Origin of the sequence: Acinetobacter sp. 1542444, from assembly GCF_000581835.1 — a bacterium.
Classification (GTDB): Bacteria; Pseudomonadota; Gammaproteobacteria; order Pseudomonadales; family Moraxellaceae; genus Acinetobacter; species Acinetobacter pittii.
The window spans coordinates 937,668-953,275 of sequence record NZ_JEYA01000001.1 but is presented as its reverse complement, the minus strand read 5'-3'; the positions used below and the strand labels follow the sequence as shown (position 1 = coordinate 953,275).

Sequence of the window (15,608 nt, the reverse complement as noted above, 5' to 3'; positions counted from 1 at the left end):
AATAATTTATATGGTTGCTCAGATTCGTATTGGACAAGGAATGGATGTACATGCCTTTGAAGAGGGGAACTTCGTTACATTGGCGGGTATTCAAATTCCACATACACATGGTTTGAAAGCGCACTCTGACGGTGACGTTGTACTTCATGCGCTATGTGATGCTTTATTAGGTGCTTTAGCGCTTGGAGATATTGGACAACATTTTCCTGATACTGACCCAGAATACAAAGGCGCAGATAGCCGAGTATTGTTAAAGCATGTTTATCAATTGATCTTAGACCGTGGTTATCAGTTAAATAATGCCGATATTACGGTGGCTTGCGAGCGTCCAAAATTAGCTAAGCATAATCTTGAAATGCGTCAAAGCATTGCTGACGTTCTAAATGTAGATATTAATCAAATTAGTATTAAAGCAACGACAACCGAAAAACTTGGGTTTACCGGTCGTCAAGAAGGTATTTTGGCTACAGCGACTGTTTTAGTCTCTCATCACACCAAGTGATCGGCCTGCTGCAAAGACTGTTGAAGTTCTAAAGTTGCCTTACGGCCTTGTAGCTGTAAGGTAATACTATGAATGAGTCCAGTCCAAGTCTCATTAGGTTCCCAAATTTCGTGCAATAAATCCTGAGAAGTCGGCATATCCATATTCATATAAAACTGTCTATAGACATACATAAGGCAACTTACGCGTTTATTTTTGGCGCAATGTATCCAGATAATTTCATTTTGCACTAAATGATCAATCAAATCTAAAACTAATAAGCACTGCTCAGCAGAAGGCATCTCCCAATCAATTGGAATATGAATATAATTTAAACCTAGGTCTAAACAAATACGGTCTTCATTCTCAAGATGATTTGAAGCGTTAGTTAAAGCAAGGTTAATGACTGTGCTGCAACCAAACTCTTTAATCAATTTTAGTTGTTCAGCAGAAGGCTGGGCCGAGCTAAATAAATGTTCATGAATAATCGAAAATGCGGGAATTTGAGATAATGATTGTTCAAGGGTTGTCATGATCGCACTCTACAAGAGTAGGCTTAGCTTATTGTGTAGAATGTTATACACGATTCTAGAGAATAGTTGAAATATAGCCTGCTTATATATTCGGCAACGTTATCAAATTTTTAAAAATAATTAACTGGAAGAGTACAAGTCTTATAAAATAAAAAACAGCATCATTAAGATGCTGTTTTTTTAACTCAAAATTTAAGCTTTTTTTAGATTTTCATTCAATAAAAATTCGACTAAAGCTTTTTGAGCATGGAGACGGTTTTCTGCTTCATCCCATACGACTGCATTTTTATAATCGAGCATGGTTTCAGAAATTTCTTCGCCGCGATGAGCAGGTAAGCAGTGCATGAATAAACAATCTGGGTGAGCAAGGCTCATTAATTTTTCGTTAACTTGAAAATCAGCAAAGGCTTTTTCACGAAGTTTTTGCTCTTCTTCTTGGCCCATACTTGCCCATACATCAGTCACAATAAGGTCAGCATTTACTGCTGCATCTTCCGCATTATCATAAAGCTCAACGCAATGACCAAACTCCGCTAAAAATTCAGATTTAGGTTCATATCCTTTTGGCGATGCAATTTTGAGTTTGAAACCCATCATGTGCGCAGCTTCAATATATGAATTACACATATTATTACCATCACCAACCCAAGCAACGGTTTTGCCTTCAATGCTGCCGCGGTGTTCAATATAAGTTTGTAAGTCAGCAAGTAACTGGCATGGATGATGATCATCAGTTAAGCCGTTAATTACAGGAACTTTTGAATAAGATGCAAAACGTTCAACAATGTCATGACCGAAAGTACGAATCATCACAATATCAAGCATACTTGAAATTACACGTGCTGAATCTTCGATTGGTTCACCACGGCCTAATTGTGTGTCACGAGGCGATAAAAAAATCGCACTACCGCCAAATTGGTTAATACCTGCTTCAAAAGAGATACGTGTACGCGTACTTGATTTCTCAAAAATCATTCCCAATACTTTACCAACAAAAGGCTGGTAGACCTTATTGTCATGTTGCATTTTTTTAAGCTCGCTTGCGCGTTCTAAAATGCGATTAAGTTCTAGAGTGGATAGATCACGTAAAGTCAGGAAATGTCTTAGAGCCATGTAGCTACTCCATAATAATTGTTTTGAAATATAACAATTATCTGTTGTTGGCTGGGTGGATGTGGGAAAAAAGAAGTCTACTATACTATAAGCATTTTAAAATGCAAAAGAATTAGACTTTATGATGGCCTTTTAAGAAAATATCTACACAATATTCAATATAATCAAAAGCTTCTTTCTCATCTGGAAGAGCTGGCATACCCATAATCATACGCCATTCAATATCTCGTAAAATCCCGAAATACATGAGTGAAGAATAATACGGAGAATTACAGGTAATTTCGCCTGATTTATCCGCAAACTCTAATGCTTGAGTAAGTGTATTTTGTAAATTATGTACCCATTTGTCATATAAGTATTGTATGAGGACAGTGTTACATTCGGTCTGTTCAATAATAAGTCTTAAAAATGCAACATGTTCGGGCTGAATAATATGAATATATACACGATTAAGTGTTTGAATCAGATATTCTCTTAAAGTGCTTTTCTCTGGTTGGAATGGAATGCAAATATCTTTAAAAAACATTTCACGTTTATGATCACATATAGCCGTAAAAAGTCCTTCTTTATTGCCAAAATATTTATAAATAGAAGCCTTAGAGCCACCTGCATGATTAACAATATCATCGAGAGATACAGCATCATATCCTTTCTCTAGGAACAGCTCGGTCGCGCTTAACAATAGAGCTAAACGACGTTCAATACCGCGGCGTGTTTGAGGTTTCTCACATGCAAGGTGATGTGAATCCAGGACTGAATCATGCATAAAATTTAATAACAACAACTGACTTTGCTTATCTAGTATAGCAAAACTATCTTTAGTGATGGTCATAACCATTTTTTTAGATCATATGCTGAACAGTAAGTGGTTAATTCAAAAAATAAACTAATAGAAAATATAAGCTTAGAGTTGGTTGTAGAGGGATTTTATGATGTAACCTTATGTTTACATTATATTTTAATGAAAAATCTGATTTAAAAATAAAGCGGCTAAGAATGACTTAACCGCTCTGAAGTTAAATAACGAGATTTCTAGGCTTCAGTTTGAGTAACCTTGTGCTCATCTTCTTCGTCATCATCTGCAGAATCCATTCCAAGTTCTTTTAACTTGCGTGTTAAGGTATTGCGACCCCAACCCAATAATTCTGCTGCATGACGTTTGCGTCCACGTGTTTGTTGCAAGGCGGCGTTAATCAACGTGCGTTCAAACATTGGTGTGGCAATATCCAAAATTTTCATTTCACCATTTTTAAGCTTTTGAATAGCCCATTGATTTAGTAGTTCATCCCAATGATGTAGAGAAATACGTTCAAATGAAGGTGCTGGTTGACTAGAATCACTATTCTTTTGCAATGGAACTTGTTTGAGCTCAGAAGGTAAATCTTCCGGATAAACTTCGCGGCCCGTAATCATTACAGTTAGCCAGCGGCACGTATTCTCAAGTTGTCGTACGTTACCTGGCCATGGTAACTGTTGCATATAGTCTGTCGTCTCGGTACGTAAGATTTTTGGACTTACGCCAAGCTCTTTACCTGCACGCGCAAGGAAATGCTGCGCAAGCATTGGAATATCTTCACTACGGTGGGCAAGCTTAGGAATGTGAATACGAATCACATTTAAGCGGTGATATAAGTCTTCACGGAAGCGGCCTTCGTTTACCAACTTTTCTAAATCCTGATGCGTTGCGGCCACAATTCGAACATCTACTTTAACGGGAATGTGCCCACCTACACGATAGAACTCACCGTCAGCGAGTACGCGAAGCAATCGAGTCTGAGTTTCAAATGGCATATCACCAATTTCATCAAGGAACAGTGTTCCGCCATTTGCCTGTTCAAAGCGGCCTTGATGTTGAGTATTCGCGCCTGTAAATGCTCCTTTCTCATGACCAAATAACTCGGTTTCAATTAAGTCTTTTGGTATCGCAGCCATATTTAAAGCAATAAAAGGCTTAGCACGGCGTGGGGAGTGCTTGTGTAAAGCATGAGCAACTAATTCTTTACCCGTACCCGATTCACCATTAATTAAAACAGTAATATGAGATTGCGATAAACGGCCGATAGCACGGAAAACCTCCTGCATTGCCGGAGATTCACCAATAATTTCTGTTGATTGAAGAGGTGAGGCTGTTTTTGTAGCTTCTTGCTGTTGTAGTTTATTAATATGCAGGATTGCGCGATTGACTAAAGCTAAAGCTTCATCAATATCAAAAGGCTTTGGTAAATATTCAAACGCGCCTGTTTGATAGCTTGATACAGCAGACTCTAAGTCAGAATGTGCTGTCATAATAATGACAGGTAAATCTGGATGAGTGTTTTTGACTTTAGATAAAAAAGTTAAACCATCAATTCCAGGCATGCGGATGTCAGTTAAGATGACATCGGGAGCATCATGGTGCAAACGTTCAAGCGCAGTTTGAGCTTCTTCAAAATTGGTAACATCAAAACCTTCCTCTTTAAAGGTCTTTTCCAATACCCATCGCATGGCGCGATCATCATCAATAACCCATATTTTATTTCGCGACACGGTCTGACTCCCAAGGTAAATATAAGCTAAAAATTGTTTTTCCAGGAACAGATTGGCATTCAATCATTCCGTTATGTTGATGCATAATATTCTGTGCAATACTCAGGCCAAGCCCAGTACCTTTTGCTCGTCCAGTAACCAATGGATAGAATACTGACTCCAAAATACTTTCAGGAATGCCTGGTCCATTGTCCTCTATGTCGACTCGCACTGTAGATCGATTTAGTACACCGTTAATTGTGACAAGACGTTGTATACGTGTACGTAGAATTAACTCCGGTTCGTGATCTATAAAAAATGCTTTGTTTTCTGTTATGGCTTGAATTGCATTTACACTAATGTTGAGCATGACTTGTATTAACTGATCACGATCGGCATTAACATCGGGTAAAGACAAATCATAATCCCGTATAATTTTAATTTTCTTCTTTGTCTGGTTGGCGATAAGTGAACGCACTCGCTCCAAAGGCTCGTGTACGTTAACATTTTCATAACTTGGGAGTTGTCTAGAACCCAACATAGTATCTGCCAAGTTAGTTAAACGATCTACTTCATTAATAATGACATCTGTAAATTCAGCATAACTCTTATCGTTTAAACTGCGAGCGAGTAATTGAGTTGCACCACGAATACCTGCCAGTGGGTTCTTAATTTCGTGAGCAACGCCACGTACAAGCTGTCTGGCTACCTGATGTTGTTGTACCAGATTTTCTTCTTTAGAAATCTTTAACATACGATCAATCGGGTTGAGCTCAATCAAGAGTAATGGGTGATAACTTTTACCTGCATTTAATTGAGACACCGTGTAATCAACATGAAGGTCTTTAAAGTTGACATTAATAACCGCTTCTCGACGGGTATAAGGTTGACCCGTTTTAATAGTGTTTAATAAAGCTTCATGTGTATTAAAAGTATCATCTGGTGCATGAAGTAAGTTCAAAACCGGCTGTCCTGAAGCTCGAAGCAAACTAATGTCAAATAGTGCTTCGCAGGCAGAATTTAAGTAAAAAATATTCAAGTTACTATCGATCAATAAAATCGCAGTAGTTAAGTTGTCTACCAATAGGCGATAGTCGATAGGGTTGTGTTGATCCATTAGCGAATCGTTCCTGTCTTAAAATAGCGCAATGGCATCTTCATTGGTTATCGGATTTTCACCGTTATAGAACATGAACGATGCAAAATATACGCCAACTTTGTTTATGGGTTATTTTAAAGTTTTAAAGTATTTAAAAACGCGCTGAAATCGGTCTTTATATCGGTTGATCAAAACTGATGGCTTGAATATAGATAATAACATGATCCAACTTGGTGCAAAGGTGAGTTTTGGTGCAAATGTTGGTCGTATTTTGGTGCATTACACAAAGAGTAGGCTTTCCACCTATGCTTGAGACAAGAAAAGACATACAATACGCGCATTCAAGTGGAGCGCAGATTCATGAAGACCCCCAAAGTCGGTTTTGTTTCTTTAGGTTGTCCTAAGGCATTGGTAGATTCTGAACGAATTTTAACTCAGTTAAAGACTGAAGGTTATCAAGTTGCATCAGATTATGATGGTGCTGATTTAGTTGTTGTTAATACCTGTGGTTTTATCGAATCTGCGGTACAAGAGTCGCTAGATGCAATTGGCGAGGCCATGAGTGAAAATGGTCGAGTAATCGTTACTGGATGCTTAGGTAAAGACGAAGACAAAATTCGTCAAATGCATCCAAATGTTTTAAAGGTTACTGGTGCAGCAGCTTATCAAGATGTAATGGAAGCTGTGCATGAATATGTACCGGCACCACCTAAACACAACCCGTTTGTTGATTTGGTTCCTGAACAAGGAATTCGCTTAACACCAAAGCATTATGCCTATTTAAAAATATCTGAAGGATGTAACCATCGTTGTACCTTCTGTATTATCCCAAGTATGCGTGGTGATCTTGTTTCTCGTCCAGTCGGAAGTGTACTGGAAGAAGCTGCTGCGCTTAAAAGAGCAGGTGTTAAAGAAATCTTGGTTATTTCCCAAGATACATCAGCTTATGGTGTAGATACCAAGTACAAACTTGATTTCTGGAATGGCCAGCCTGTTAAAACAAAATTCTTTGATATGTGTGAAGCACTAGGCCAACTTGGTATCTGGGTGCGCTTACATTATGTTTATCCATACCCACATGTTGATGCGGTTATTGACTTGATGGCACAAGGAAAAATTCTGCCATATCTTGATATTCCATTCCAACATGCAAGCCCGCGTATTCTTAAGTTAATGAAGCGTCCGGCTCACAGTGAAAATACGCTAGAAAAAATTAAATTGTGGCGTGAAAAATGCCCGGAACTTGTAATTCGTTCTACATTTGTTGTGGGTTTCCCAGGCGAAACTGAAGAAGATTTTCAAATATTGCTCGATTGGTTAGTTGAAGCTGAACTTGATCGTGTTGGCTGCTTTACCTACTCACCAGTAGAAGGCGCTACGGCAAATGATTTACCCGATCATGTGCCTGAAGAAATTAAGCAAGAGCGTTACGAGCGCTTTATGCAAGTGCAGCAACAAATTTCTGCTGCTAAGTTGCAAAAACGTATTGGTCAAACGATGACTGTATTAGTCGATAGTTTGGAAGATGAATATCCTGTTGCTGTTGCACGTTCTTATGCCGATGCTCCGGAAATTGACGGTAATGTCTTTGTAGAAGATATCGATAAGAGCACTATTCAACCAGGCGATATGTTGGAAGTCGAAATCACCGATGCGGATGAATACGACTTATTTGCAAAGTTAATTAAAATTAAGTCGGTTTAATCGATAACGATTCAAAAAAGCATTCAGTTTAAGAGGTTTTGGAGCAAACTCATGGCGGAAACAATTAGCCCCCGTTATTCACGCATTTTATTAAAACTATCTGGTGAAGCATTATCAGGTAACAAAGACATGGGTATTGATGCCCAAGTTCTTGATCAAATGTCCCTTTCAATTGCTCACTTAGTTGGCTTGGGTGTGCAAGTGGGTATCGTTGTTGGTGGCGGTAACTTGTATCGTGGTAGTCAGTTGCAAAAAGATGGCTTGGTTGGTCGTGTAACAGGCGATCAAATGGGTATGCTTGCAACTGTAATGAATGGTTTGGCTATGCGTGATGCATTGGTTCGCCGTAATATCAGAACTCGTCTTATGTCTGCATTACCAATTGGTACAGTAGTTGAGTCTTATTCAAGTCGTGATGCTATTCGTCACTTGAGTCAGGGTGAAGTTTGTGTTTTTGTTGCTGGTACAGGAAATCCATTCTTTACGACTGATACGGCAGCTTGCTTACGCGGAATTGAAATTGAAGCAAATTTAATTCTAAAAGCGACCAAAGTTGATGGCGTATATAATAAAGATCCAAGTAAATACGAGGATGCAGTTAAATATGATCATTTAACCTTTGATCAGGTATTGGACGAAAAACTTGGTGTTATGGATTTGACCGCTATTTGTTTATGTCGTGACCATAATGTGCCATTACAAGTTTTTGATATGAATAAATCAGGCGCGCTATTGTCAGTAGTCATGGGCGAAAAAGAAGGTACGCGCGTTACTAAATAATGTACGTGTTGACGAAAGCTCTTTATACTAGCGCTAAATTAAATTTGTTAAAACATCCTTGAATAAATAAGTAAGGTAGATCATATGATTAACGATCTGAAAAAAGACAGCGAACAGCGTATGTTAAAAACTCTTGAGTCTTTGGAACTAGGGTTTGCTAAAGTTCGTACCGGCCGTGCACACCCATCAATCTTAAATGGGGTAATGGTTCCTTACTACGGTTCTGATGTGCCTTTAAATCAAGTGGCAAACGTTGGTGTTGAAGATTCTCGTACACTTCTTGTTCAGCCATTTGAACGTACAATGGTTTCAGCGATTGATAAGGCAATTCGTGAGAGTGATCTTGGTTTAAACCCGATTACAGCGGATGCCATTCGTGTACCTTTACCTGCATTAACTGAAGAAACACGTCGTGATATGCAAAAAATTGCGCGTAGCGAAGCTGAGAATGCAAAAGTTGCAATTCGTAATATTCGTCGTGATGTATTAGGTGATATCAAAGCATTATTAAAAGAGAAAGAAATCTCTGAAGATGATGAGCGCCGTGCAGGTGATGATATCCAGAAAATCACTGACAAATATGTTGCAGAAGTAGACAAGCGTCTTGCAGCGAAAGAAGCAGAATTGATGAAGGTCTAAATTTTATGACCGATTCAGAAGAGTATCATCTTCCTAAGCATGTTGCCATCATCATGGATGGCAACAACCGCTTTGCAAAAAAAAATCAAATGCAAAAAGGTGATGGACATCGAGAGGGTAAAAATGTTCTTGATCCTATCGTTGAACATTGTAAAAAAACAGGTATTCGTGCTTTAACGGTGTTTGCATTTTCAAGCGAAAACTGGAATCGACCACAATTTGAAGTCGATCTGCTTATGAAGCTTCTTGAAGAAACTATTCATGAGCAAATACCTCGCATGAAGAAATTTAATATTGCTTTGCGTTTCATCGGTGATCGTTCCAGATTACCGTCACACCTAGTTGCCTTAATGGAAGATGCAGAGCAACAGACAGCACACCATAACACTATGACCTTAACTATTGCTGTGAGTTATGGTGGGATGTGGGATATTGCAAATGCAGCAAAACAAGTTGCTGAAGCGGTTTCCCGTGGTGAATTTGGTGCTGATCAAATAAATGTTGATTTGTTCGAAAAATATGTCAGTCTAAACGATCTGCCAGCTGTGGACTTATTGATCCGTACAGGTGGAGATTATCGCATATCTAATTTCTTGTTATGGCAAGCAGCATATGCTGAACTGTATTTTACTGATACTTTATGGCCAGAATTTACAGTACAAGAATTCGATCATGCATTGAATGTTTTTTCAGGGCGTGAACGTCGTTTTGGCAAAACATCTGAACAAATTCAGCAAGAGAAAATAGAGAACTTATAATGTTAGAGCGGATTGTTACCGCATTGGTACTTGTCGCAGTTGTTTTAGGCTGTATGTTTGCTACGCAATCACATTATCCAATGTTGGTTCTTATGATTGTAGCAGCAGGAGTAGCGGGGTATGAATGGTATAAATTAATGCCTCATGAAACTGTAAATGCTGTAAAGCCAAAAGCTTGGTGCTACGGTCTGCTTGTTGCATTCGTTTCAGGCGTTGCTCTATTTTTCCATGATATTGCATTACTTTTATGGTCAGCTTCAATTTTGACTTGGCTTGTAAGTGTTTATTGGGTCAAATCTTTTCCTGAATTTGATGGGTGGTATAACGCTACTCTATATGTAATTGGCATTATTTTAGTTTGTGCTGCGGTAACTTCAATTTTTGTTGTTTGGCAAAGTTCGCCATGGTGGTTAATGTATCTGTTCTTGCTCGTGTGGGGTGCAGATAGTGGTGCTTACTTTGTTGGCCGTAAATTTGGTAAAAGAAAACTAGCACCAACGGTAAGTCCGAACAAATCAGTAGAAGGTTTATATGGTGGTGTTATCACGACCATACTGGTAATGTTGGTTGTGCAATACCAGTATCTAAATTTAACTTTAATTCAGCAAATCCTGTTTCTTATATTGTCACTGATTACAGTATTCGGTTCAGTTTTAGGTGATTTATTTGAGTCGATGATTAAACGTCGTGCTGGTATTAAAGATTCTGGACGTGTACTACCTGGTCATGGTGGTGTTTTAGATCGTATTGATTCTTTACTTGCTGCAGCCCCGATCTTTGCAACGGGAATGTATATATTAAAACTTATTGGTGTAGATTTATAAATGACACAATCTGTTTGCATATTGGGTGTAACCGGTTCCATTGGGCAAAGTACCTTAAAAATTTTAAATCAACATCCTGATAAGTATTCAGTATTTGCAATTTCAGCTCATAGTCGAATTTCTGAATTGGTTGATATATGTAAACAATTTCAACCAAAAGTTGTAGTTGTTCCAAAGCAAAAAGTTGACGAATTAGCAGCTTTATTTGTAAAGAGTGAATTACAAAATATTGAAATTTTGACTGATCAGGAAGGGCTGGTAAGTATCGCATCTCACCCTGATGTTGATGTAGTTATGGCTGCAATTGTTGGAGCAGCTGGTTTATTACCAACATTAGCGGCTGTAAAAGCTGGTAAACGCGTATTGCTTGCTAATAAAGAAGCCTTGGTCATGTCTGGTGAAATCATGATGCAAGCAGCACGTGATCATCAGGCATTATTATTACCGGTAGATTCTGAACACAACGCTATTTTTCAGTCTTTACCTCATAACTATTTAGACGCTGAAAGAAATGGACAACCGCAACAGGGTGTATCAAGAATCTTATTGACCGCTTCAGGTGGACCATTTTTAAACCATTCGTTAGAACAATTAGAAAAAGTTACTCCTGCCCAGGCTTGTAAGCATCCCAACTGGTCTATGGGACAGAAAATCTCAGTTGACTCAGCTACTCTTATGAATAAAGGGTTGGAGTTGATCGAGGCGTGTCATTTGTTTTCAATATCTGAACATTTTGTTACAGTTGTTGTTCATCCACAAAGTATTATTCATTCTATGGTGCAATATGTTGACGGTTCAACATTGGCTCAAATGGGTAATCCAGACATGTGTACACCGATTGCCCATGCATTAGCATGGCCAGAACGTTTACAGACTAATGTTCCTGCTTTAGATTTATTTGAGTATTCTCAGCTTAATTTTCAAGCACCGGATATCCAGAAATTTCCAGCACTTGATTTAGCTCGTCAGGCAATGCGTGCGGGAGGGTTGGCACCTACTATTTTAAATGCTGCAAATGAGGTTGCCGTTGCTGCATTTTTAAAGGAACAGATTGGATTTACAAATATCCCACAAGTGGTAGAGCATACTTTGCAAAAATTGGAAAACTCAGTTGCTGATAATATCGAGTCTATTTTGAATAAAGACGAAGTAGCACGACATGTAGCACAGCAGTATATATCAAGTATAGGAGGCTGAAATGAGCGCATTATTTATGATTGCAGCAGCAGCTCTCTTGCTCGGTCCATTAATTGCAATTCATGAGTTCGGTCATTATTGGGTGGCACGAAAACTTGGTGTTAAGGTTCTAGTCTATTCCATCGGTTTTGGTCCGACATTACTTAAATGGACATCAAAAAAATCTGGAATTAAGTACCAACTTTCAGCTTTGCCTCTAGGTGGTTATGTAAAAATGCTCGATGAGCGTGAAGGTAATGTTGCAGAGCAAGATTTACCTTATGCCTTTAACCGTCAAAAACCATGGAAGCGTATAGCAATTGTTGCGGCTGGACCTTTAATTAACTTGATTTTTGCTGTTTTACTTTTCTGGATTTTATTTTTACCAGCACAGGAACAACTAAATACAAGAGTGGGTAAAGTTATACCCAACTCGCCAGCAGCAACAGCTCAACTACAAGTAGGTGACAAGATTATTGCTGTTGACGGAAAGGAAACGCAAACTTGGGAAAAACTTAATTTTGCTTTGATTGATCGTGTAGGTGAAACTGGTAGCTTGAATATCGATGTAGATCGTGCAGGTACTGAGAAAAATATTGTTTTACCAATTAAAGATTTTTTAAAAAACCAAAATGAATCAGCTTTAGATGTATTAGGTTTTTTACCTTATCGTCCCGTTATTCCTGCTGTTGTAACGGAGTTGACTGCAGATGGGGCAGCAATTCGTCAAGGAATGAAAGTCGGTGATCGTATTGTTTCAATTAATGGTCAAGTAATGAAAGACTGGTTTGATGTTGTGGAAGTTGTGCAACATTCACCAGAAAAATTACTTGGTATTGATGTGTTACGTAATGGTCAGCTCGTTCATTTGCAAGTTATGCCCCAAGGAAAGCGTGACAATATGGGGCAAGTGAGTGGGGTTTTAGGCGTAAAAAGCGATGCAGGAAAAATTACAATTCCTGACGAATATAAGCAAACAATTCAATATACTCCATTACAAGCTTTCCAGATGTCGCTAGATAAGACTGGCCAAATCTCTAGCATGATATTGAGTTCGATAGTAAAAATGGTTAAGGGTTTAATTGGCTTAGAGAATCTTTCTGGACCAATTACAATCGCGAAAGTAGCGGGACAAAGTGCAGAAATGGGATGGCAGACTTTTATCTCATTTATGGCTTTAATGAGTGTAAGTCTTGGAATTTTAAATTTATTGCCAATTCCAATGCTTGATGGTGGACACCTCGTTTATTACATTATTGAAGCTATTCGTGGGAAGCCTGTTTCTGAACAAATACAAATGTTTGGTCTAAAAATTGGTATGGTACTGCTCGGTAGTATGATGCTTTTAGCTTTATTTAACGATTTTATGCGTTTGTAAACGTATATGGATTTATAACTTACTGGAAAAACTGGCATGCGGCACACACATTTTTTAATGCCTTTGGCACTTGTTAGCGCTATGGCAGCGGTACAACAAGCATATGCAGCTGATGATTTCGTTGTTCGAGATATTCGTATAGATGGTTTGGTCCGTCTTACTCCTGCAAATGTTTCTACCATGTTGCCAATCAACAGTGGCGATCGCGTTAATGAACCGATGATCGCAGAAGCAATTCGAACATTGTATGCCACTGGACTTTTTGACGATATTAAAGCATCAAGAGATAACGATACTTTAGTTTTCAATGTCGTAGAGCGCCCAATTATTTCAAAACTTGAATTTAAGGGTAACAAACTCATTCCTAAAGAGGCTTTAGAGCAAGGCCTCAAAAAAATGGGAATTGCTGAAGGCGAAGTTTTTAAGAAGTCAGCTTTACAAACAATTGAAACTGAATTAGAGCAGCAATATACTCAACAAGGTCGTTATGATGCTGATGTAACTGTTGATACGATAGCTCGTCCAAATAACCGTGTTGAACTTAAATTAAATTTTAATGAAGGTACGGCTGCTAAAGTTTTTAATATCAATATTATTGGTAACACTGTTTTTAAAGACAGCGAAATTAAACAAGCTTTCGCAGTTAAAGAAAGTGGCTGGGCTTCTGTTGTAACCCGTAACGACCGTTATGCTAGAGAGAAAATGGCAGCGAGCCTTGAAGCTTTGCGTGCGATGTATCTGAATAAGGGTTATATCAATTTTCAAATCAATAACTCACAGCTTAATATTAGTGAAGATAAAAAGAATATCTTTATTGAAGTTGCTGTTGAGGAAGGTAGCCAGTTCAAATTTGGTCAAACCAAGTTTTTAGGTGACGCACTTTATAAACCTGAAGAACTGCAAGCTTTGAAAATTTATAAAGATGGCGATACCTATTCTCAAGAAAAGGTAAATGCTGTTAAGCAATTGTTATTGCGTAAATATGGTAATGCTGGTTATTACTTTGCAGATGTAAATGTCGTTCCGCAAATTAATAATGAAACGGGTGTTGTTGACTTAAACTATTATGTAAACCCAGGTCAGCAAGTAACCGTACGTCGTATTAACTTTACAGGTAATAGTAAAACTGCCGATGAAGTATTGCGTCGTGAAATGCGTCAAATGGAAGGCGCTTTAGCGAGTAATGAAAAAATTGATTTGTCCAAGGTTCGTTTAGAGCGTACTGGATTCTTCAAAACAGTTGATATTAAACCAGCTCGTATTCCAAACTCACCAGATCAGGTGGATTTAAACGTAAATGTTGAAGAACAACACTCGGGAACTACAACACTAGCGGTAGGTTACTCACAAAGTGGTGGTATTACATTCCAGGCAGGTTTAAGTCAAACCAACTTTATGGGAACAGGTAATCGTGTTGCGATCGATTTATCTCGCTCTGAAACCCAAGACTACTATAACTTAAGCGTTACCGACCCTTATTTCACTATTGATGGTGTAAGCCGCGGCTATAACGTTTACTACCGTAAAACAAAGTTAAATGATGACTATAACGTTAATAACTATGTTACCGATAGTTTCGGTGGTAGTTTAAGTTTTGGTTATCCTATTGATGAAAACCAAAGCCTAAGTGCTTCGGTTGGTATTGATAATACTAAAGTAACTACTGGTGCATTTGTATCAACGTATGTACGTGATTATTTGGTAAAAAATGGTGGGAAGGCCACTGGTAAAGGAGAGTACTGTTCAGGAAGTTATAAGTCTCAAGCTGATATTGATAAGGCAAATGGAACTGCACCTCCAACAACTAAGCCAGAAGGTTATGATCTTGCTACTAAATGTGTAGATTCGAATAATAATACGTTAGGTCTTACCAGTTATGATAATGCTTTTGAAGGTGAATTCTTCACCTATAATCTGAATTTAGGTTGGTCATATAACACCTTAAATAGACCAATTTTCCCAACTTCAGGTATGTCTCATCGTGTAGGTCTAGAAATTGGTTTGCCAGGTAGTGATGTTGAATACCAAAAAGCAACTTATGATGCTCAAGCGTTCTGGCCTATTAAAGACACAGGTTTTGTGCTGCGTGGCTATGGTAAGCTTGGTTATGGTAATGATTTACCATTCTATAAAAACTTCTATGCGGGTGGTTATGGTTCTGTTCGTGGTTATGACAACAGTACCTTGGGCCCGAAATATTCAAGCGTGAATTTACAAGAAGAAGGTAAAAATGACTCTTCTCCAGAAGAAGTTGGTGGTAATGCTTTAGTTCAGTTTGGTACAGAGCTTGCTTTACCATTGCCATTCAAAGGAGATTGGACTCGCCAAGTACGACCAGTCCTTTTTGCTGAAGGCGGTCAAGTATTTGATACTAAATGTGATGTTGGCTCTTATTCTATGATTATGAATGGGCAGCAAATCGCAGATGCAAAAAAATACTGTGAAGATAACTACGGTTTTGATTTAGGCAATATGCGCTATAGCGTAGGTGTTGGTTTCACATGGATCACTATGATTGGACCATTATCTCTTAGCTATGCATTCCCGTTAAATGACAAGCCTGGTGACGAAACTAAAGAGATTCAGTTTGAAATCGGTCGTACTTTCTAAGTACGACT

Annotated in this window: 14 protein-coding genes; 9 read left to right on the top strand and 5 right to left on the bottom strand. The window is 38.4% G+C overall.

Translation table 11 applies throughout. The features are described 5' to 3' along the window. Nucleotides 1-10 precede the first annotated feature (10 nt). Entirely contained in the window at nt 11-502 is a 492-nt protein-coding gene (gene ispF / locus J580_RS08735) for a 2-C-methyl-D-erythritol 2,4-cyclodiphosphate synthase (protein WP_002115651.1), read from the top strand. On the opposite strand, the gene J580_RS08730 is transcribed toward ispF, so the two are convergent. The 5 genes from J580_RS08730 to glnL all read right to left on the bottom strand — a co-directional run bounded on the left by J580_RS08730 (nt 490) and on the right by glnL (nt 5,749). Then, entirely contained in the window at nt 490-1,014 is a 525-nt protein-coding gene (locus tag J580_RS08730) for a protein tyrosine phosphatase family protein (RefSeq protein WP_019767677.1), read from the bottom strand. The two genes, ispF and J580_RS08730, sit on opposite strands and share 13 nt — an antisense overlap. A 192-nt stretch (nt 1,015-1,206) precedes the next feature. Further along, nucleotides 1,207-2,127: an ornithine carbamoyltransferase gene (gene argF / locus J580_RS08725; RefSeq protein WP_032003821.1), complete on the bottom strand. Its 921-nt coding sequence runs from the start codon at nt 2,125-2,127 to the stop codon at nt 1,207-1,209. A 112-nt stretch (nt 2,128-2,239) separates the two neighbouring features. Continuing rightward, nucleotides 2,240-2,893: a TetR/AcrR family transcriptional regulator gene (locus J580_RS08720; protein ID WP_005803466.1), complete on the bottom strand. Its 654-nt coding sequence runs from the start codon at nt 2,891-2,893 to the stop codon at nt 2,240-2,242. Nucleotides 2,894-3,159: 266 nt separating this feature from the next. Beyond that, nucleotides 3,160-4,653, bottom strand: a complete 1,494-nt coding sequence (glnG, locus tag J580_RS08715) for a nitrogen regulation protein NR(I) (RefSeq protein ID WP_002115702.1) — start codon at nt 4,651-4,653, stop codon at nt 3,160-3,162. Beyond that, nucleotides 4,640-5,749 (bottom strand): nitrogen regulation protein NR(II), encoded by a 1,110-nt coding sequence (gene glnL / locus J580_RS08710; protein WP_002115631.1) that lies wholly within the window; start codon nt 5,747-5,749, stop codon nt 4,640-4,642. The genes glnG and glnL overlap by 14 nt, the downstream gene beginning before the upstream one ends. Before the next feature lie 342 nt (nt 5,750-6,091). Here glnL and rimO point away from each other — a divergent pair, with 342 nt between their 5' ends. The 8 genes from rimO to bamA all read left to right on the top strand — a co-directional run bounded on the left by rimO (nt 6,092) and on the right by bamA (nt 15,600). Further along, on the top strand, nt 6,092-7,435 hold the full coding sequence (rimO, locus tag J580_RS08705; RefSeq protein ID WP_032003820.1) for a 30S ribosomal protein S12 methylthiotransferase RimO: 1,344 nt from the start codon (nt 6,092-6,094) through the stop codon (nt 7,433-7,435). A gap of 51 nt (nt 7,436-7,486) precedes the next feature. Next, nucleotides 7,487-8,215 (top strand): UMP kinase, encoded by a 729-nt coding sequence (gene pyrH / locus J580_RS08700; protein WP_000852257.1) that lies wholly within the window; start codon nt 7,487-7,489, stop codon nt 8,213-8,215. A gap of 84 nt (nt 8,216-8,299) precedes the next feature. After that, entirely contained in the window at nt 8,300-8,854 is a 555-nt protein-coding gene (gene frr, locus J580_RS08695) for a ribosome recycling factor (RefSeq protein ID WP_002115638.1), read from the top strand. A gap of 5 nt (nt 8,855-8,859) precedes the next feature. After that, nucleotides 8,860-9,612 (top strand): polyprenyl diphosphate synthase, encoded by a 753-nt coding sequence (uppS, locus tag J580_RS08690; protein ID WP_002115643.1) that lies wholly within the window; start codon nt 8,860-8,862, stop codon nt 9,610-9,612. Then, nucleotides 9,612-10,436: a phosphatidate cytidylyltransferase gene (locus J580_RS08685; protein WP_014206990.1), complete on the top strand. Its 825-nt coding sequence runs from the start codon at nt 9,612-9,614 to the stop codon at nt 10,434-10,436. The genes uppS and J580_RS08685 overlap by 1 nt, the downstream gene beginning before the upstream one ends. Further along, nucleotides 10,437-11,633, top strand: a complete 1,197-nt coding sequence (gene ispC, locus J580_RS08680) for a 1-deoxy-D-xylulose-5-phosphate reductoisomerase (protein ID WP_032003819.1) — start codon at nt 10,437-10,439, stop codon at nt 11,631-11,633. Between the two features lies 1 nt (nt 11,634). After that, nucleotides 11,635-12,990, top strand: a complete 1,356-nt coding sequence (gene rseP, locus J580_RS08675) for an RIP metalloprotease RseP (RefSeq protein ID WP_032003818.1) — start codon at nt 11,635-11,637, stop codon at nt 12,988-12,990. A 36-nt stretch (nt 12,991-13,026) separates the two neighbouring features. Further along, a complete protein-coding gene (gene bamA, locus J580_RS08670; RefSeq protein WP_032003816.1) occupies nt 13,027-15,600 on the top strand; it encodes an outer membrane protein assembly factor BamA in 2,574 nt (857 codons plus the stop codon). Nucleotides 15,601-15,608: the final 8 nt, after the last annotated feature.

Bases quoted from the DNA above. Each gene is read 5' to 3' on its own strand.
- ispF (WP_002115651.1), top strand. From the start codon at position 11: ATGGTTGCTCAGATTCGTATTGGACAAGGAATGGATGTACATGCCTTT.
- J580_RS08730 (WP_019767677.1), bottom strand. From the start codon at position 1,014: ATGACAACCCTTGAACAATCATTATCTCAAATTCCCGCATTTTCGATT.
- argF (WP_032003821.1), bottom strand. From the start codon at position 2,127: ATGGCTCTAAGACATTTCCTGACTTTACGTGATCTATCCACTCTAGAA.
- J580_RS08720 (WP_005803466.1), bottom strand. From the start codon at position 2,893: ATGCATGATTCAGTCCTGGATTCACATCACCTTGCATGTGAGAAACCT.
- glnL (WP_002115631.1), bottom strand. From the start codon at position 5,749: ATGGATCAACACAACCCTATCGACTATCGCCTATTGGTAGACAACTTA.
- rimO (WP_032003820.1), top strand. From the start codon at position 6,092: ATGAAGACCCCCAAAGTCGGTTTTGTTTCTTTAGGTTGTCCTAAGGCA.
- pyrH (WP_000852257.1), top strand. From the start codon at position 7,487: ATGGCGGAAACAATTAGCCCCCGTTATTCACGCATTTTATTAAAACTA.
- frr (WP_002115638.1), top strand. From the start codon at position 8,300: ATGATTAACGATCTGAAAAAAGACAGCGAACAGCGTATGTTAAAAACT.
- uppS (WP_002115643.1), top strand. From the start codon at position 8,860: ATGACCGATTCAGAAGAGTATCATCTTCCTAAGCATGTTGCCATCATC.
- J580_RS08685 (WP_014206990.1), top strand. From the start codon at position 9,612: ATGTTAGAGCGGATTGTTACCGCATTGGTACTTGTCGCAGTTGTTTTA.
- ispC (WP_032003819.1), top strand. From the start codon at position 10,437: ATGACACAATCTGTTTGCATATTGGGTGTAACCGGTTCCATTGGGCAA.
- rseP (WP_032003818.1), top strand. From the start codon at position 11,635: ATGAGCGCATTATTTATGATTGCAGCAGCAGCTCTCTTGCTCGGTCCA.
- bamA (WP_032003816.1), top strand. From the start codon at position 13,027: ATGCGGCACACACATTTTTTAATGCCTTTGGCACTTGTTAGCGCTATG.